Genomic DNA, 17,234 nt, shown 5'->3' with positions numbered 1-17,234 from the left:
TGGGGACAAATCCATTCCCAATTAGAAATATTCTTTGCCGACCGGCTGGACTAGCTTGACAGCCGGGCTAGTTTTCGTATAATGCTAACAGAGGGGCAATCAGCCTATCTGACTGTTTTGCCCTCTTAAAAAATATTGCTCTTTTTTATGCTATTTGGAGTTTACACAAAATCAGGGATACACCCGCCTTGCAGGGAAAAATGTACATTGAGGAATAATTTATCGGATAAAATGCGTTAGAATCCGTTCTTCTCTTTCGGGAAGAGGGTGCTTGGATTCGGAAATAGTCTTTAGCATCCAAGCCATATTATTTCCTAATACCCTCATGGTTTGTAGTCCCTCTAAATCCTTTTTAACGTCTTCTGGTGTAAAGCCGTGTACTGAATTCCAATATTGTGAAGTCACTACGGGCATTTGATTAACCGTTAAATATTTGTTTAAGCGGTCAAAGGTGGAGCTTGCCCCGCCTCTTCTGCAACTCACAACCGCCGCGGACGGTTTATTGGTCAAATACTCTCTTGCTGAATAAAATATACGGTCAAGTATCGCACAAAGGGAGCCGTTGGGACCGGCAACATAAACCGGCGAGCCGATTACGATTCCGGCTGCTTCTTTTATACGTTTCAATAATTCATTATAGAGGTCATCTTTAAAGACACATCTGCCCAACTCGGCACACTTGCCGCAAGCGATGCAGCCTTGAACGGCTTGTTTCCCGATATGAAATATTTCCGTTTCAATTCCGTTTTTCTCTAATTGACCCGCTACCTCCTTCAAAGCCGTGTAAGTACATCCTTCTGGATTTGGACTGCCGTTTACCAATAATACTTTCATACCCTTCTCCTTTCATCTTGGCTGCTAAGCTTTATTTCCCGTAACTCAGCGATCAGCTTAGCAAAGGGATATCTGATACTAATATTAACAAATGAACTCCTTCGATAACAAGTACGCACTATTTAGTGAGGTAGTATCTGTTAGTATACTGAAAAGGCCGGCACGCTGTTTTAGGCTTTGAAGCAACGTGCCTGCCTTTTCAGTATGGCACTTTATTTAGATGTTTGAAGAGCTGAAATATATTGTGCCAAAGGTTCAATATATCAGATCGAAGTAGTTTTATAGTGTTTTCTATTGACATTAGTTAGATGTCTTACTATAATGGGTGTATGAGAAAAAATAATGTTGTCGCACTTACAAGCAGAATAACTGACAAAGCACATAGGCTCATTATTCGTGAGCTTGAAAATAATGGCGTTTATGGTATTGTACCATCCCATGGAGGAATTCTTGCTCTTCTCTTTAATGGGGAAAAGCATACAATGAAAGACCTGGCCGAAAAAATTCATCGTACAAAACCAACCGTTACAGTTTTAGTGGATAAACTCGTGGTTCTTGGCTATGTGACTAAGGAAAAGAGTCATGAGGATAGCCGAATAACATTTATAGAACTAACTGAAAAAGGTTATGCATTACAGCCAGTCTTCAAAGCAGTTTCTGACAAGCTAAGCGCAGTAGTATACAATGGTATAGACGATGAAGCTGCTGAGTATGTAGAAAACCTTTTGGAACAAATAAGCTATAATCTTAACTAGTTAAATCAATATGGTTTAACTAATTTTTTAAAGAAAAGGTTAGATATCGAATAAATTGCGGAAAGCATGAAACAGCTTATTTGTATGCCCAGCCAGATTAATACACAGGGTAATCCAAGGGAAGCAATACTTTTCCGGTAAAGTAAAAAATGCAATGTGTTTACATTAATTAGTTAACTATCTAATTTTATTTAAAAATAAATTTATAACGGAGGTAATAAAATGGAAAAAGTAGTAAAGTTTCTTCAAGAAAACAAAAGTGGGTATTTGGCAACCGTTGAGGCTGGAAAGCCTAAAGTTAGACCATTCCAATTTATGTTAGAGGATGGTGGCAAATTATATTTTTGCACAAGTAATGCTAAAGCGGTGTATCGGCAGCTAAAGGCGAATCCGTCTTTCGAGTTTTCGACTTCTTCACCAAACTATACTTGGATTCGATTAAGTGGTAACGTTGAGTTTAGCAGCGACTTAACGATAAAGGAGAAAGTATTAAAGGTAAGCCCATTAGTAAAATCAATTTATCAGACAGCAGATAATCCGATCTTTGAGATATTTTATGTCGAGCATGGTATTGCCACCATATCAGATTTCTCTGGGAAACCACCACAAGTATTTGAGTTTTAAATTAAGCAATAGCCTGGCGATGTTGTTCGTCAGGCTATTCCACATTAGTGAGAAGGAGGCAGGAAGGGCTATTAATTAAAATGAATTACAAAACCTGCATGGATATTATTTCTATGCAGGTTTATTGCGTATATCTTCAGAATAATGGACAATCTAACCATATAAATTATCGGGAGGCCTTATTCATAGAAAATAAAACCTACTGCGATCCAAAAAACAACATCTATAGTCAAAATACCAATAACCCTAAATACGGCAAAATGTATCCTGAGAGCAGAGCGTTGATCTGTTATAAAATTCACTGTGAGGGGGTATTTCTAGTTGAGCGAAATTTTATATGTTAATTGCTTATGGGGAATTTTCTGGGTCTATTGGATAATTACCGGAATAAGAACCCAATATAATATAAAAACTGAAAAGGCAGGACAAAAACGTAGTCAAAGATTTTCACATGTATTTTTCGTGGTAGCAGCATTTTGGTTATCATTATCATTTTATAATAATTCATTTTTTGGGAAGGTAATTATACAGGGGCAGTATGTAAAAATCATTGGGTTATTACTACTGACTTTATCCCTGGTATTTTCAGTCTGGGCGAGAATATTATTGTTTAAAAATTGGAGCGGGGTAATACAAAAGGTACAAGGGCAGCGACTTGTTACGAAAGGTCCCTATAAATATATCCGTAATCCTATATATACTGGAATCATCGGGGGATTTATCGGAACATTTATTACAGTTGGTACTTTAGCTTCATTGATAGGAACGTTGATTATTGTGGTGGCTTACATAGTTAAGATTAGCAAAGAAGAAATGTTTTTAATTGAATACATTTGGAGATGAATATGTTGAATATAAAAAAAGAACTTGGGCTTTAATACCATTAATCTTTTGACATAATATAATGTTAATATAAAAAACAGGGACGGTACTTACGAGTCAGAAGGTGCCGGTAGTATTTGGTTTACTATTTGTGGAAAAGGTATAAAAATAGATAGAGTGTCAAACAAGGGTAAAAGTCTGTAGCAATGTTTAGCCATAAAATAAGTAACTTTGTAAAATAAATACAAAACTTAGCAGGATTTCCCTGATTTAGGAACTATAATAATATTATATTCCGGATTAATTTCAAAACCGGATGCGCTGAGTTCAGAGGGATGGCTGCCCAATATTAATAGGGCACTTATGATAGAAGGACTGGCGGCTCTCAAGAATCATCCACTAGATCTTCACTTAATGATTTCTAGATTGTCGGTTTGCAATGTAATGTACCTAAGAGTATGGAGGCAATTTCAATGTCATTTAAAGAGGCATTTAAATCTTTCCCACTTATTGAACTGGAAAGGTTGAGATTACGGTTCATGCATCCAAGTGATGCAGAAAGATACTTAGGATGGTTTTCAGCGAAAGAAGTGCAGCAGTTTTTAAACGGACTGGCATGTCCAAAAGATATAGAAGAAGCCAGACGGTTTATAGAAAATATGAACGGAAGATATTTTAAAAGTAAGCTTACCATTTGTTGGGGTATTGCTTTGAAAGAAAGCGATGAATTAGTAGGAAGAATTGAACTATGTAGATTTGTTCGTCAGTCAATGGCAGAGGTTGCCTATTCGCTCTCCAAAGATCATTGGAATAACGGGTATATGACAGAGGCTTTGCAGGGAGCTGCAAAATTCGGATTTCAAAAGATGGGATTACATAGGATACAGGCTACCGTAGTTCCTGAAAATATCGCATCAGTTAAGGTATTATGCAAAGCAGGGTTTTCTAAGGAGGGGTTACTTCGGCAATATAATTATGGAAACGAGTTTAGAGATACATTCATGATGTCCATGTTGAAAGAAGAAATACCAGAATAAGATAATTTATATTCCATAAATGAAATAGAAAATATCTTCAGATCACGACAAATGGTTGTTAAAGATACATTTGGTAAGTTTGACAAATATATACCGGCCTCGCATAAGGAAATGCAATTGCTAGTTTACTCACAAAAGAAATAATATTTGGGCATGCTTTATGAAAGAGCGTGACCTTCACCGCCTTTTTGTCCGTCCACTTCGGGTTCCCTGTGAACTCTCAGCCTGTCAGTGTGTCGCTTCACCCATGCTCTGGGTAAAATAGAAAACAAGGCATAAAGGAGATACAATGAAAAAACAGATTATTAAAAATAATGGGGTCGCCATTGCTGTTTTACACAGCGACGAGTTACTTATTACAGATACGCAATCTGCGCTAGACTTAATAGCTTTGATTAATTACGATGATGATTGCCAAAGGATAGCGATAAACAAAGAGGCGATAATAGAAGATTTTTTCAAGTTAAGTTCAGGAATTGCGGGAGAAATTCTACAAAAGTTCGTAAACTATTCCAAGAAAATTGCCATAATTGGCGATTTTTCGATATACACAAGCAAACCATTGAAAGACTTTATTTATGAGTGTAATCAGGGTAATGCAGTGTTCTTTGTTCCGGATGAACAGACAGCCATAAACAAACTGTTAACAGCAGTTTAAGGACACCTTTTAATGATAAGCACATGAAGAACGATAATGAGGAAAATTTTGGCAAGATGCTTGGCAAATGGGGCTGTGAAGTTTATAAATATAAGAAATCATCTCTAACATACCTGTCATTTAGATATGAATGGCAGGTTTTTTTTATTGCTCTACTACCGCCTAGCCTTTGACAAAGTTAAGTCGCATTACTACAGTTGCGTCACTCACAGTATAATTGTTTGTGGACTTCAGCAGGTTTCAATGGCGGGTTTCGGAAGATCAATGAGTAAATAGTTTGGCGTGCATGCATTTACCATATTGATTGAAAAAGCGAAAAAAATACGATCTTTATATGATTGTATATGGAAAGTGAGAGTTGTTATACTGAGGATGGTGTTTTAGAGCGGATAGTGGCCGGGAAATGACCTGGTGTTGTACAATGGTAACCGAACCTGGTTATGATTATTCTATAATTTGACCAGGATGCACAGTGAGTTATGGGGGTGACGCAATGAATGTACAGTTGTATAAAAAAATTATAAAAATTTTACTGGAGCATCAGCAATACATACCCGTAGCAAACATTGCCTCACAACTGGATGTGTCCTCCAAAACGGTTCATAACTACTTGTCGGAGCCAGCGTTTTATGAAATGATCCGGCCTTGTACGATAGATAAAAAACAAAAACTGGGGATCAAACTGTTTGGTAATGAAACTCAGCGTTGCGAACTATATGAAAAACTGGTGCTGGCAGAGCAGACAGTCTATCCTCCGGAGCGTATGTTGGCATTGGCCGAGGAAGCTTATATCTTACACACCTTATTCCGGGCCGGTGCTCCCTGCACGGTTCAGTCTTTGGCTGATACTTTGTACAAAAGCAAAACGAGTGTCCATAGTGTGCTTGAGAGGGTGAGCCAGTGGCTGTGTGACCGGGGGATTGACCTGATAAAGAAGGAGCATGTCGGCATATGGATTGAAGGAGAGGAAGGGAAGATCCGGGCTGCCTACAGGGAACTTTGTATGCAAATGAAGATTGCACCGCCAGCTGTCGATGAGCCGACAGCCCTTCCGGAGCGTCTGACCAAGCAGAATTATTTGCGGCTGTGTTTTTTCTTTGACAGAGAAAAGATAGATGCATTACAGCAGATTTTGTCTTTGGGCGAGGTTGTATTAAATAATAGATTTACAGAAAACGATTTTTTCAAACTGCTGCTTAAATTAAGTATCACCCTGCAGCGGATCCGTATAAAGAAATTTACCACCATTGATACAACATCCCTGAAGAATATCCATGAGTATTTAGCCGCCCAGGTGATACGCTCGCATATGGAAGAATGGTTCCGGATGAAAATTCCGGATGAGGAATTATATGAAATTACCCGGTATTTACTGGTGGCACGCAAACAAAAAAATTCGCCGGTACCTATCCATGAAGTCCTGATTAACGAGAATTTGACGCAGCAGTTTATCCTTCGAATATCGCAATTTTTGCAGCTTGATCTGACCGGGGACCAGGAGCTGATTTATAATCTGCTGCTGCATTTGAAACCGGCCATCCGGCGCATCAAATATGGCGCGAAAGCGGAAAATCCGCTCCTTGATGATATACGGCACAAGTATACGAGTATCTATTTGGCGGTGATGACGTCGATTGAGGAGCTGGAGCTGGAGGAAAAGATTGCATTTGATGCCAATGAGATCGGCTATTTGTGCCTGCATATTGCCGCCGCTGTAAACCGCCGGGAGAATGGCCGGTATATCAGAACTTGTCTGGTTTGCGACGGCGGGATTACGTTGTCAAAGTACCTGGAGAGCTTGCTGCAAAGCCACATCGGAGAACTAAAGATTACCAGGGTATGCACCAGTGGTGAGCTAAGCTATATGAATCCGGAAGAGTTTGATTTATTGCTGGATGAGACCCACTTAATCAAAAGCGAGGATGCCAAGCTGATTCAAATCAGTGCTCTGTTGGAGCCGGATGACATAACCAAAATCAAGAGCTGGATTGTTGGCAGGCATGTTCTTTATGCCCGGCAGGCGGTGAGCGAGCTTCAAGATAAGGTGTTGTATGTCCATGATGATCTCAATAGCAAGGAAGAGGTGTTAACCAGATACGGCAATTATTTGCTGGAGAAAGGATATGTTAAGCCCGGCTATGCTGAGAGCATGCTGGAGAGGGAAAAACGGGCTTCGACAGCGATGGGGCGTTATGTGGCTGTACCTCACGGCTCTCATACGCTCGTCCAGGTATCTTCCCTGGTGATTGTAAATTTGAAGCACACCATTTGCTGGGATGAGTTTTATGTGGACTTAGTTTTTGTTTTAGCCATAAACTTTTCCAATATCGCCACCAATCAGTATTTTTTCCGGCGTTTGTATTCGATTATCAAAGATGAAACATTAATTTCAAAGATAAAAAAATCAGCAGATACGCAAGCCATTCAGGCATTATTTCTGGAAGCTCCCGCCTATGTGGTTGATGCTGAAAAAAACAGGTAAAACCGGTGCCTTGTTTTTCTCCGGCGCAGCCTGCTCACCCATTCTCCGGCGTGAGCAGGCTTTTTGGTGTACAGAAACGGGTTTCTATTTATACGGTGCAATATGGAATGTTTTCGGTTCTATGCATTATTGAATCTGGAAAATAAGCAGTGCTACAATGCAGTTAGATTACAGACCAAAGGAGATCAGCCCATGGACATGACAGCCATTGTTACTGCCGATACGGTTCTGTTTAACCTGTCGGCGCAGAGCAAAGTGGATGCAATTACACAATTAGCCGGATGCTTACAAAAAAATCAAATCATTACGGACTGTGCAGGATTTGTGGCAGACGTACTGGCGCGCGAGAAGATGTTCAATACGGGCATAGGTTTCGGGCTGGCCATTCCTCATGCCAAGTCGAAGTACGTGCTGCGCCCGGCGATCGCAGTGGGCAAGCTTAACCGGACAATCAACTATAGCGATGCACCAGGCCAAGAGGAGGCGGTCAATATACTGTTTCTCATCGCTGTGCCGGAAAAAAGCACTAACGAGCATCTTGGCATTCTCAGTCAGTTGTCCCGGAAGTTTATGGATGAGGAATTTCGTTTGCGGTTAAATCAGGCGAAAAGCCCGAATGAAATGGTCCGCTGCTTACAGGGGCTGTAATGTTGGTTAAGAAAAGGAGGAAGTACTGATGAAGGTGGTTGGTATTGCCGCGTGTCCTACCGGAATTGCCCATACGTATATGGCTGCTGAAGGCCTGGAGAAAGCAGGCAGGGAGCTGGGGCATGAGGTAAAGATGGAAACCCAGGGAGTTGAAACGGGGAATATTCTGACAGCAGAGGATATTCAGGAAGCGGATATCGTGGTTATTGCTGCTTCCAAACAGGTCGATTTAGAGAGGTTTGACGGCAAGCGTGTGGTGGAAGTCTCGATTGAGCAAGCGGTGAAAAATCCTAAAAAAGTACTGGGAAATGCCATTGAAGGGAAAAACACTAGCATTTTTCAACTGGCGGCAGAAGAGAAGGAAAAGAAAAAAAGCCAGCAAACCGGCTTGTATAGGCACTTGATGAGCGGTGTCAATTACATGCTGCCCTTCGTGATTGCCGGCGGTATTTTGATCGCTTTCAGTTTCATGTTTGGCATTCATGCCGGTGATCCGAAGGACCCGAGCTACAATGTGTTTGCCGAAGCCTTCGGCAAAATTGGCGGCGGCGCCGCATTCGGCATGATGGTGCCGATGCTGGCAGCCGGTATTGCCTATTCCATTGCCGGAAAGCAGGGAATGTGCCCCGGCGTAGTGGCCGGGGTCCTGGCCAAGGATATTGGGGCAGGTTTTCTGGGTGGCCTGATTGGCGCCTTGTTTGCCGGATACCTGACTGTCTGGCTGATGAAAACAATAAAAATGCCCAAATCGGTGGAAACCTTGAAAGGTCTCATTTTGGTGCCTTTACTGGCTACCGGCATTACCGGATTCTTTATGCTTTTTGTCGTTGGCAAACCTGTTAAGTACTTGCTGGATTCATTGACACTGTTTTTAAATTCGCTGGACGCCACGCAGGGGATTCTGTTTGGGGCGCTGATTGGTATTATGATGGCTTCCGATATGGGTGGACCGATTAATAAGTCGATCTCCACGTTTTCTATTGCCTTGATGTCCAGCGGGATATATGGGCCGATCGCTGCCTGTATGGTTGCCGGTATGACACCTCCATTGGGCTTGGCTTTAGCCACCGTGTTATTTAAAAAGAAGTTTACCGTGGAGGAAAGAGAAGCGGGCAAATCTTGCTGGGTACTGGGGTTGTCATACATCACCGAAGGGGCCATTCCTTTTGCTGTCGCTGATCCCATTCGGGTGATTCCTTCTCTGATGGCCGGTTCGGCTGTGGCGGCGGCTATCTCGCTCAGCGCGAATTGCACTAGCCTGGCACCGCATGGCGGAGTGTGGATTTTGCCGATTCCCAACGTTATAGGCAACCTGCCTGTGTACGTGTTGGCTTTGGCGGCCGGCACGGTGGTCACCTGCCTGGCTGTAGCCGCACTGAAATGGAAAAACAACTACGAAGCATAGACAAGGAGGGATCAGGATGCTATACAATATGAAGAATTTACTGGCTGTTGCCAGGAAAAACAAATTTGCTGTGCCGGCTTTTAATATCAGCAGTCATGAAATATTACGGGCGGTTATGGAGACTTGCCGGGAAACCGAGTCGCCTGTCATTCTGGAAATTCATCCGGTGGAAATTGAGCATTTGACGGATAGCTATATCGATACGGTGAAGAAAGCTGCCTATGAGGCCGAGTTCCCGGTGGTGATTCATCTGGATCATGGCGAAACTGTCTATGATGTCATGCGGGCGATTCATAACGGCTATACGTCGGTCATGATTGATGCTTCGAAAAAGTCGTATGAGGAAAATATCCGGCAAACGCGGGAGATCGTGAACCTGGCTCATGAAGTTAACGTATCGGTGGAGGCCGAGCTTGGCACGATCGGAGCCATGAACTACAGTGCCGAGGGGGGCGTGGATCATGTGGTGTATACCGATCCGGCTCAGGCTAAGGATTTTGTGGAAAGGACGGGCATTGACACGTTGGCGGTAGCCATTGGCACGGCTCACGGTTTATACCCGAAGAACTTCGTGCCGAAACTGGAGCTGAAACGGTTGGAAGAAATCAGCCGGCTGGTGGATATTCCGTTGGTACTGCATGGCGGTTCCGGCAATCCCGATGAAGAAATTAGCCGGTCTGTGGCCCTGGGCGTTTGCAAAGTGAATATTTCCAGTGACGTGAAAAGCGCTTTTTTTAACGAATGCCGGCGGTTTTTTGCCGAAAACCCCGGAGTATATGAACCGAATGAGATTTTCCCAAGCTGCATCGCGGCCGCAAAACGCGTGATTAAACATAAGCTGGGGGTTTTGAACACCTTGGGTAAACAGAGCTTATATCGGTAGTCCGGTAGCTGCGTGTGCCTGAAGGCGAGGTAGGAAAAATCCGGTTTATTATACAAGAAAGTTCATAGCGCCGGCTTTTTTAATCGCTTCGATTAATTTAAACGAGTTAAGCGCTCACTCGCTCACGCCATGACCTCATAATGTCGGCCTCGCTTATTTTTTCGTGAACTCTTTAATGGAGGCAGGCCTGTCCTTTTAGCTAAGAAATCCAATTTTCATCAGGAAAGTCTGATGAAAATTGGATTTCTTACTTTGATTACATGCTATAGGAGCCTTGAATCTAATAAGCCGGGCGGTGCACGGGTTTCGTGGAATATCACGGAATATAAAACCTTATTTTTCCTGTCATAAGCCTGCAGGACAGGCTGTCGCAAAAGCAATAAAATGTTATAATATCAATGAATTGGGTTCGGGAGAGTGGGGAAATGCTTTTGGATATAAAGACATTATTGATTGCCTCTGCGGCGGAAGCAATGGTCGCCTCCTTGATTTTGGCATTGGCATGCTACTCGGAACGGCAGTTGCGGACGGTTATACGCCTATGGAGCATCAGTCAGGCGCTGATAGGCGCTGGTATGCTTTTGATTGCTCTCCAGGGAATCGTTCCTGTGCTTTGGGGTGTGGGCATTTCCAATATGTGCATCGCTCTGGGGTTTACAATCGAGCAGGAGGGCATATCCCGTTATATTGGGAAACAGGGCTATTTGCGATCGGCAATGCTGGCGCCTGTGCTTGTCATCTGCTTTGGCATATGGTTTTTCAGCGTGGTGTACGCTTCACTGGCTTATCGGATTATTGCCTTTAGCGTAGGTGCAATGCTGTTTTCCTTGATTTCCGTTGCTACCCTGCTGAAAAGTGGGGCGACAGGAGAAGCACCGATACGGTTTTTAGTAGCGGCTCATCTGCAGCATTTTGCCGTTATGGGAGCGCGGGCTGTTAATGCCTATATCCAGTCACCTATGGTGGCTTTTTTGAATATATACGGCATGCAAGCGGTGTTTGTGCTGCTCCTCTCTCTGTGCGGCATCAGCCGCGTCGTTTGTTATTTCTGGCTGATAATACACCGGTTGGGTAAAGAGGCGCGAAAGCAGGAAGAAGAGCTTAACCGGGCGGTAAATACCAAGAAAGAAATTCTGGAACGGATGGTTGATGAAAAAACCAGGAATCTGCGAGCCAGTGAGGCAAAGGTACGGGCATTGATCAATGCTATACCGGATATGCTGGTCGTAAGTACCGGTGAAGGGCGCGTTGAAGAAGTTTATTCGAATAGTTCTGCGTTTAGTGCGAGATTTCCCCGGCAAGTCTATATAGGACAAATGATACAGCAGGTGCTGCCTAGAGTAAATGCCAATGAAATTGTACAGCTTACTCAAAATGCTATTATAAACGGTCAAAGCTCTCAATATGAGTTTATATTGCCCTGGAAAGAGGAAAGCTTATATCTTCATACGCGTATTCTACCGTTGAACGCCTCACAAGCCTTTCACGTTGTAACAGATATTACGGAACAGAAAAAACTGGAGGCTGAGGCTCTGGCAGCTTTAACCCAACTGCAGGAAGCGCAGAAGCTCAGTACGGCAGGCGTGATGGCCGCCAGTATCGTACATGATCTTGGTCAGCCGTTGAATTCCCTGAAAATATCTACCGACGGACTGTTATACGTAAGTGAAATGGGAGAAAAACTGAACATGGATCAGGTCAAAGTCGAACTGCGGCGCATCAGCCGACAGGTGGAACGGGTGGAGGCTGTTGTCACCAATGTTCGCAATATTGTGAGGCAGGACAGCCAGTCCCGTAGAGGAGTTGTCCTGGATACTGTCCTGCACCGCTCGCTGGAGACGTTTCGAACCGTACAGGGTAGCGGGGCTGTTGCCCTTCAATATCAAACACAGGCTCCTCATGTGGTAGTCTGCGCGGCTGATAGTGAGATTGAGCAGATCCTTTTCAATTTATTAAGAAACGCGCAGGAAGCAGTTCTGGCGACGTCTAAGCAAGACAAGCGCATTCTTATTTCCACCGTGGAAAAAGGGGAGTGGCTTGAACTGGTCGTCAGTGATAACGGCTGTGGCATTGCGGAAGATATATTACCCAAGGTATTTGAACCGTTTTTCACGACAAAGAGGCAGAAGACGGACAATCTCGGTTTCGGTCTGGCTATTGTCAAATCACTCGTCGAGAATCTGCGCGGTAATGTAACCGTTTATAACAATGAACTAGGTGGTGCCGATTTCGTTATCCGCCTGCCAATCGAAAAACAAGAGGAGAATCAGCCATGAATATTCTCGTGATTGATGACGATAAAGACAGCCGGGAAAGCATGAGTACCATACTCGGTTTACTTGGACATACTATGCTGGAGGCGGGAAGCGCGGAGGAAGGACTGGAAAGGTTGCGGCAGGTGCCTTCGATTAACCTGCTGCTGTCCGATATTAAGATGCCGGGCAAGAGTGGCATTGATTTTTTGCGGGAACTTCGTGGATGTAGGGAAGCCGACGGATTTGACGTGGTGCTTTTCACCGGTTTTGCAACGGTGGAAACGGCAGTAGACGCCTTGCGGCTGGGGGCGTATGATTATTTGTTAAAGCCAGTGGGGATGAATGACCTTGTAGATTTGCTGGATCGTGTCGGAAAAAGAACGGAAATCAGGAACAGAAACATGGACTCAGCTCTATCCGGCGCCATACAGCCAACATCGTTATACCGTCTGCCTGAGGTGCAGGACAGGCTTGGTTTCTTTTCCAAGAGCATGCATCAAAAGATGGAGCAGGCCATAAAATTTCATGAAGACCGAGGCCTTTCGGTATTGATTCAGGGAGAAACCGGAGTCGGAAAAGAATTGATGGCCAAGCTGATTCATCATGGACTGCAAGAGGGAGGATGCCACCTGCCTTTTATTGATATCAATTGTGCGGCTATTATGCCGAGCCTCTTTGAAAGTGAGTTGTTTGGATACGAGCATGGTGCGTTCACCGGCGGGCTGAAGCGTGGACAACTCGGCAAGTTCGACGCTGCCAGGGGAGGCACGCTGTTTTTGGACGAGGTGGCAGAGATTCCTCTGGAAAAACAGGGGATATTGTTGCGGGTACTTCAGGAGAAGGAATTTTACCGTGTAGGAGGTACCCAGAAAATAAAGACGGATGTCCGCATCATTTGCGCTACCAACGTTTCCCTGGAAGATGCGGTGAAAGCAGGAAACTTTAGAAAGGATCTATATTATCGCTTAAAAGTCGGAATGCTGTATTTGCCGCCTCTGCGACAACGGCTTGAGGAGATCATTCCGTTATCCCTATATTTTTTGCGGGAGCTTTCAAGGCAAAAAGGGAAGCGGTTTCAAAACATTAGTCCGGAAGCAGCTAAAGAATTAGTTTCCTACTCCTGGCCAGGCAATGTACGGGAACTGCGTAATGCAATTGAGTTGGCCGTATTCATGCACGATGCTGAGGTGCTGACAGGAGAGCATCTGCATCTAGACGATGCAGAAATGGGAGAAGCGGCTGCTTTCCGGGGAGAAAAGATAGATGGCGTTGAAGGATTGGGTGACGTGATTAACAATCAGGTTAACAATCTGGTGCAGCGTGCGCTGGAGGACTGCGGGGGCAACAAAACGGCCGCTGCTGAAAAGCTTGGTATTTCCCGACGAAAGCTGTACCGGTTATTAGAAAAAGTAAAATAGATCTACGACAACAAGCGTGCGGTTCGATGTATCGAAACCGCACGCTTGTTGTATTTTCGCACGACTATAAGGACAAAATAGGTTGATTTTAGCCATTGGGACGGTGGTACGGTTTTTGCAATATAAATCTATGTAAGCTTTGGATGGTGAAATGAATTTCAATTCAGCCACAACCTAATTTAACACGGAAGGAAGAATGAAAAAAATAAAAATCGGCTTTTCTGCCGTATCTCTAAACCCTGGCAGACAGGGATGGAGTAGGGGAAGGCTCAGCAAAAAGTTAACTAGTGCGATAGTGACAGGTTTACTCTTTTCTTATGGTCACATGATGTGGACCCCGACGGTTTTTGCCGACAATGCCAATATCACCATTAGTACGTCGTCTGATTATACCTCACCCACAGATCCCAATGCAACGTTTATCAATTCAGGAGCCAATGCCGGAACATTTTATCTGGCAGGGTCCAATAATACCTTGCTGATTATACCCTCAACTTCGGGGTGGGTTATTTCCGATGCTACAACATATCCTGATAGTTTAGGTATTATGGGTGACCGATCAAATGCTGCCGGTGTGACTATCAGTGGCAATACCGTGACTGTAGGGAATACAAGCAATAGCAACGCCAACATTGGTAAAAATGTTTATGGCGGGTATGTCTCAGGAAGCAATAGCAACGCTAATAATAATACAGTTATTATCTATAATGGCACCGTGTCCGGAACTGTTCAGGGCGGTAAGTCGATTCAGGGAAATTCCGACGGCAACGCAGCAACTGTATACGGCGGAACGATAGAGTAAGGTGTTAGTGGGGGATATACGCAAAGCACCACCGGTACGGCAAATAATAATACGGTTACGATAACCAATGGGACTGTTTCCGGCAGTTACGCGGTTATCGGCGGGGCAGGAGACACAGCTTCCGGCAATAACGTAACTGTATCAGGTGGTACGGTTAATGGTTCACACAGTGGTGGAGTTGGCGTTATTGGCGCATATGTTTCTGGCAGCGGAAATGCTGCAAATAATAATGTAAACATTACAGCCAATGATATTGCTGATTTTTCCAATATCAATTTTTATTTACCCGGCAGTATTGTAAATGGAGATACGGTTCTGACACTGACGAAAGAATCAGGGTCTGATCTTTCCCAAAGTACGATCAAGGCCGGTGTAACTGCCTGTTTCGAAGGATAAATTAAGAAAAAGCATCATAAGAAATCTTATTGTGCAATCACCCAAAAGTCAGTAGTTTAAAATTCATATTTACCAGCGTTAATCTACAATAAATGACTTCTCTGAAATACACACTTAAACAATGTAACATCTGATATAGCGTTATCATACTATGTTAATAGGTTACCTTGAATTTTGTGGAGGTGATTTGTTAATGTATTATGATGATGTCGATGATGATTTAATGCCTAGTTGCTCAATGAGCAGTTGTCAGTCCTGCTATTCAATGAGGTAGCGCCGAAAACAATTGTGTATTCTCCGAAAGCCAAATAATGGATAGTTGTGGGGGTAGTCCCCGTATTAATAAACACTCAAAGCCGGATGGTGACCGGTCGCCGAAATAGATCCTCAAGTGCATTAGGATGCTGCCCCATTCCTTGATGGGCATCGTCCATTTATCTGTAACCTGCATGGTGATCAGATAAAGCAGCCTTAAAAGTGTATCGTCGCTGACAAAAGCGCTCTTGGTTTTTGTCACTTTGCGGAGCTGTCGATTGAAATTCTCAATGGCGTTAGTAGCGTAAATGATCCGCCTGATCTGCTCGGGGTACTTAAACATGGTGGCTAGTTCGTCCCAATGCTTCCGCCATGAACGAATCGCCGCCGGGTATTTTGCGCCTAGACGCGCTCCAGATCATTGAGTGCTTCCTGCGCAATTTCTTTGGTGGGAGGCTTGAGCGCAGCCGTAAACGCCTTGGCGTTCTTCTGAAACGTAGCGGGGAGAGCTCTGAGTTGGTGGATGATGCAACGCTGGATTTCGGTTTTGGGGTACGCCGCAGCAATAGCCTCAGAGAAGCCAGACAACCCGTCAACCGATGCAATCAGGATGTCCTGTATGCATCGGTTTTTTAGACCATTTAGCATGCCGAGTCAGTATTTGCTACTTTCCGTTGCACCGACCCATAGCCCGAGAACGTCCTTCTTGCCTTGCAAATCGGTACCGATGGCGATATAGACGTCCTTTTTTGACCACCATACCTTCCTCGCGAACCTTGTAGTGGATGGCGTCGAGCATTACCATGGAATAGACGCTTTCAAGCGGCCGTTTTTGCCATTCGCGTATGAGTGGCAGCAGCTTGTCGGTGATTTTGGATACGCGGGTCGCATCCACTTCGATATCGTACATTTCCTGCATCGTTTTCTCAATGTCTTGGATGGATGTCCCCTGGGAATACAGGTAGATGATTTTGTCCTCAATGGACGATATGTCCGTTTGGTGCTTCTTTACGATCTGCGGTTCGAATTCGCCATTACGGTCGCGGGGCACGGTCAATTCCACGTCGCCCTGGCTACTGGTAACTGTCTTTTTATAGTTACCGTTGCGGCTATTGTTTGTCTGCTTGTTTTTGTGGTCATATTACTGTATCCAAGCTCTTCTTCAAGCTTAGCAGCCATGGCCTCCTGGATAAGTCCTGCGGTGAGTTCTTTGACTAGGGCCTGAACGACGGCATATCTCTGATATCGCGTTCTTCAATCAGTTGCCTCATCAAGCTCTTTTCTTTTTCTGCCCATTTTAAAACCTCCGTTGTTTTTATTTTATCTGACAACGGAGGTTTACACAATTTTTTCGCCACTCTCTTCAGTGAAGAGTTGTCAGTCCTGCTATGCAGTCCTGGCAAGTGAAGAGCGTTCTTGTCACCTGCGAGTATATTTATATGGAGGTAATATTGTGAATGAAGCATTGCAAATAGAGCATCTAACTTCGGGTACGATCGAGGCAAACGCAAATGTTGCTTTTGATTCAACTATACTTTTATCAGGCAATATTGGTTATGATAGCGCAACAGGAGTTATCTCATTAAATGAGCCAGGAAGGTATGAGTTTAACTGGTGGGTAGCGACGCAGTCGTCACCTTCGTCAAATGGAGCCGGATTTATGCTAGTTTCATCCCAGGGAGATTCTGTGATTGCTAATTCTCCTATCAAAACCGGAGAGGTCGTTGGGATAGCGGTGATTGAAGTTGAATCCCCCCCTGTTACGGTAGAGTTGAGAAACAACAGCACCGCAATTGTTTTTTATTCTACGATCGTTCCAATAAAAGCTGGTATGACCGTAATCGGCGAATCCGCTCAGGGCGCTACCGGAGATACCGGAGCCGCCGGGTCTACTGGAGCCACTGGGGTCACTGGTGCCACTGGAGCCACCGGAGATACCGGAGCCACTGGGGTTACCGGG

15 protein-coding genes and 2 pseudogenes are annotated in these 17,234 nt (G+C 44.2%); 13 read left to right on the top strand and 4 right to left on the bottom strand.

Annotation, left to right across the window (positions count from 1 at the left end; genetic code table 11):
- Nucleotides 1-219 precede the first annotated feature (219 nt).
- Nucleotides 220-834 (bottom strand): flavodoxin family protein, encoded by a 615-nt coding sequence (locus F3H20_RS18915; protein WP_149736415.1) that lies wholly within the window; start codon nucleotides 832-834, stop codon nucleotides 220-222.
- A gap of 329 nt (nucleotides 835-1,163) precedes the next feature.
- Here F3H20_RS18915 and F3H20_RS18910 point away from each other — a divergent pair, with 329 nt between their 5' ends.
- The 12 genes from F3H20_RS18910 to F3H20_RS18855 all read left to right on the top strand — a co-directional run bounded on the left by F3H20_RS18910 (nucleotide 1,164) and on the right by F3H20_RS18855 (nucleotide 14,623).
- Nucleotides 1,164-1,589: a MarR family winged helix-turn-helix transcriptional regulator gene (locus F3H20_RS18910; protein ID WP_149736414.1), complete on the top strand. Its 426-nt coding sequence runs from the start codon at nucleotides 1,164-1,166 to the stop codon at nucleotides 1,587-1,589.
- 222 nt (nucleotides 1,590-1,811) lie between these two features.
- Nucleotides 1,812-2,213 carry a pyridoxamine 5'-phosphate oxidase family protein gene (locus tag F3H20_RS18905; RefSeq protein ID WP_149736413.1) on the top strand — a complete coding sequence of 134 codons (402 nt, stop codon included), beginning with the start codon at nucleotides 1,812-1,814 and terminating at the stop codon, nucleotides 2,211-2,213.
- Nucleotides 2,214-2,534: 321 nt separating this feature from the next.
- Complete coding sequence (locus F3H20_RS18900) at nucleotides 2,535-3,056, top strand: methyltransferase family protein (protein ID WP_223191861.1); 522 nt, start codon at nucleotides 2,535-2,537, stop codon at nucleotides 3,054-3,056.
- Between the two features lie 452 nt (nucleotides 3,057-3,508).
- A complete protein-coding gene (locus F3H20_RS18895; RefSeq protein ID WP_188128420.1) occupies nucleotides 3,509-4,072 on the top strand; it encodes a GNAT family N-acetyltransferase in 564 nt (187 codons plus the stop codon).
- Between the two features lie 289 nt (nucleotides 4,073-4,361).
- Nucleotides 4,362-4,730 carry a DUF4180 domain-containing protein gene (locus F3H20_RS18890; protein WP_149736411.1) on the top strand — a complete coding sequence of 123 codons (369 nt, stop codon included), beginning with the start codon at nucleotides 4,362-4,364 and terminating at the stop codon, nucleotides 4,728-4,730.
- A gap of 493 nt (nucleotides 4,731-5,223) precedes the next feature.
- On the top strand, nucleotides 5,224-7,212 hold the full coding sequence (locus F3H20_RS18885) for a BglG family transcription antiterminator (protein WP_149736409.1): 1,989 nt from the start codon (nucleotides 5,224-5,226) through the stop codon (nucleotides 7,210-7,212).
- Between the two features lie 192 nt (nucleotides 7,213-7,404).
- On the top strand, nucleotides 7,405-7,860 hold the full coding sequence (locus F3H20_RS18880; RefSeq protein ID WP_188128419.1) for a PTS sugar transporter subunit IIA: 456 nt from the start codon (nucleotides 7,405-7,407) through the stop codon (nucleotides 7,858-7,860).
- 28 nt (nucleotides 7,861-7,888) lie between these two features.
- Nucleotides 7,889-9,265 carry a PTS fructose transporter subunit IIC gene (locus F3H20_RS18875; protein WP_149736405.1) on the top strand — a complete coding sequence of 459 codons (1,377 nt, stop codon included), beginning with the start codon at nucleotides 7,889-7,891 and terminating at the stop codon, nucleotides 9,263-9,265.
- Between the two features lie 16 nt (nucleotides 9,266-9,281).
- Nucleotides 9,282-10,148 carry a ketose-bisphosphate aldolase gene (locus tag F3H20_RS18870; RefSeq protein WP_149736404.1) on the top strand — a complete coding sequence of 289 codons (867 nt, stop codon included), beginning with the start codon at nucleotides 9,282-9,284 and terminating at the stop codon, nucleotides 10,146-10,148.
- 425 nt (nucleotides 10,149-10,573) lie between these two features.
- Nucleotides 10,574-12,424, top strand: a complete 1,851-nt coding sequence (locus F3H20_RS18865) for a PAS domain-containing sensor histidine kinase (RefSeq protein ID WP_188128418.1) — start codon at nucleotides 10,574-10,576, stop codon at nucleotides 12,422-12,424.
- Nucleotides 12,421-13,821 carry a sigma-54-dependent transcriptional regulator gene (locus tag F3H20_RS18860; RefSeq protein WP_149736401.1) on the top strand — a complete coding sequence of 467 codons (1,401 nt, stop codon included), beginning with the start codon at nucleotides 12,421-12,423 and terminating at the stop codon, nucleotides 13,819-13,821. Before F3H20_RS18865 ends, F3H20_RS18860 begins: the two co-directional genes overlap by 4 nt.
- Nucleotides 13,822-14,017: 196 nt before the next feature.
- Nucleotides 14,018-14,623 carry a hypothetical protein gene (locus tag F3H20_RS18855; protein ID WP_149736400.1) on the top strand — a complete coding sequence of 202 codons (606 nt, stop codon included), beginning with the start codon at nucleotides 14,018-14,020 and terminating at the stop codon, nucleotides 14,621-14,623.
- A gap of 658 nt (nucleotides 14,624-15,281) precedes the next feature.
- Here F3H20_RS18855 and F3H20_RS20320 read toward each other — a convergent pair.
- The 3 genes and pseudogenes from F3H20_RS20320 to F3H20_RS20315 form a co-directional block, all read right to left on the bottom strand.
- A complete protein-coding gene (locus F3H20_RS20320) occupies nucleotides 15,282-15,656 on the bottom strand; it encodes a transposase (protein ID WP_449421261.1) in 375 nt (124 codons plus the stop codon).
- A gap of 20 nt (nucleotides 15,657-15,676) precedes the next feature.
- A pseudogene (locus F3H20_RS20495) lies at nucleotides 15,677-15,991 on the bottom strand (transposase).
- A pseudogene (locus F3H20_RS20315) lies at nucleotides 15,939-16,343 on the bottom strand (transposase); the annotation flags it as partial. The pseudogenes F3H20_RS20315 and F3H20_RS20495, both read right to left, overlap by 53 nt.
- A gap of 591 nt (nucleotides 16,344-16,934) precedes the next feature.
- Between F3H20_RS20315 and F3H20_RS20045 the strand changes: the two are divergent.
- Nucleotides 16,935-17,234: hypothetical protein (locus tag F3H20_RS20045; protein WP_223191860.1), on the top strand; the 300-nt coding region annotated here is incomplete at its 3' end.

Origin of the sequence: Propionispora hippei DSM 15287, from assembly GCF_900141835.1 — a bacterium.
GTDB lineage: Bacteria > Bacillota > Negativicutes > Propionisporales > Propionisporaceae > Propionispora > Propionispora hippei.
Note: the sequence above shows the minus strand (reverse complement) of the source record. Positions and strands in the feature narration are given on the sequence as shown.

Excerpts from the sequence above, each read along its gene's own strand:
- F3H20_RS18860 (WP_149736401.1), top strand. The coding sequence starts at position 12,421 with ATGAATATTCTCGTGATTGATGACGATAAAGACAGCCGGGAAAGCATG.
- F3H20_RS18885 (WP_149736409.1), top strand. The coding sequence starts at position 5,224 with ATGAATGTACAGTTGTATAAAAAAATTATAAAAATTTTACTGGAGCAT.
- F3H20_RS18875 (WP_149736405.1), top strand. The coding sequence starts at position 7,889 with ATGAAGGTGGTTGGTATTGCCGCGTGTCCTACCGGAATTGCCCATACG.
- F3H20_RS18910 (WP_149736414.1), top strand. The coding sequence starts at position 1,164 with ATGAGAAAAAATAATGTTGTCGCACTTACAAGCAGAATAACTGACAAA.
- F3H20_RS18865 (WP_188128418.1), top strand. The coding sequence starts at position 10,574 with ATGCTTTTGGATATAAAGACATTATTGATTGCCTCTGCGGCGGAAGCA.
- F3H20_RS18890 (WP_149736411.1), top strand. The coding sequence starts at position 4,362 with ATGAAAAAACAGATTATTAAAAATAATGGGGTCGCCATTGCTGTTTTA.
- F3H20_RS18915 (WP_149736415.1), bottom strand. The coding sequence starts at position 834 with ATGAAAGTATTATTGGTAAACGGCAGTCCAAATCCAGAAGGATGTACT.
- F3H20_RS18880 (WP_188128419.1), top strand. The coding sequence starts at position 7,405 with ATGGACATGACAGCCATTGTTACTGCCGATACGGTTCTGTTTAACCTG.
- F3H20_RS18870 (WP_149736404.1), top strand. The coding sequence starts at position 9,282 with ATGCTATACAATATGAAGAATTTACTGGCTGTTGCCAGGAAAAACAAA.
- F3H20_RS18855 (WP_149736400.1), top strand. The coding sequence starts at position 14,018 with ATGAAAAAAATAAAAATCGGCTTTTCTGCCGTATCTCTAAACCCTGGC.
- F3H20_RS18895 (WP_188128420.1), top strand. The coding sequence starts at position 3,509 with ATGTCATTTAAAGAGGCATTTAAATCTTTCCCACTTATTGAACTGGAA.
- F3H20_RS18905 (WP_149736413.1), top strand. The coding sequence starts at position 1,812 with ATGGAAAAAGTAGTAAAGTTTCTTCAAGAAAACAAAAGTGGGTATTTG.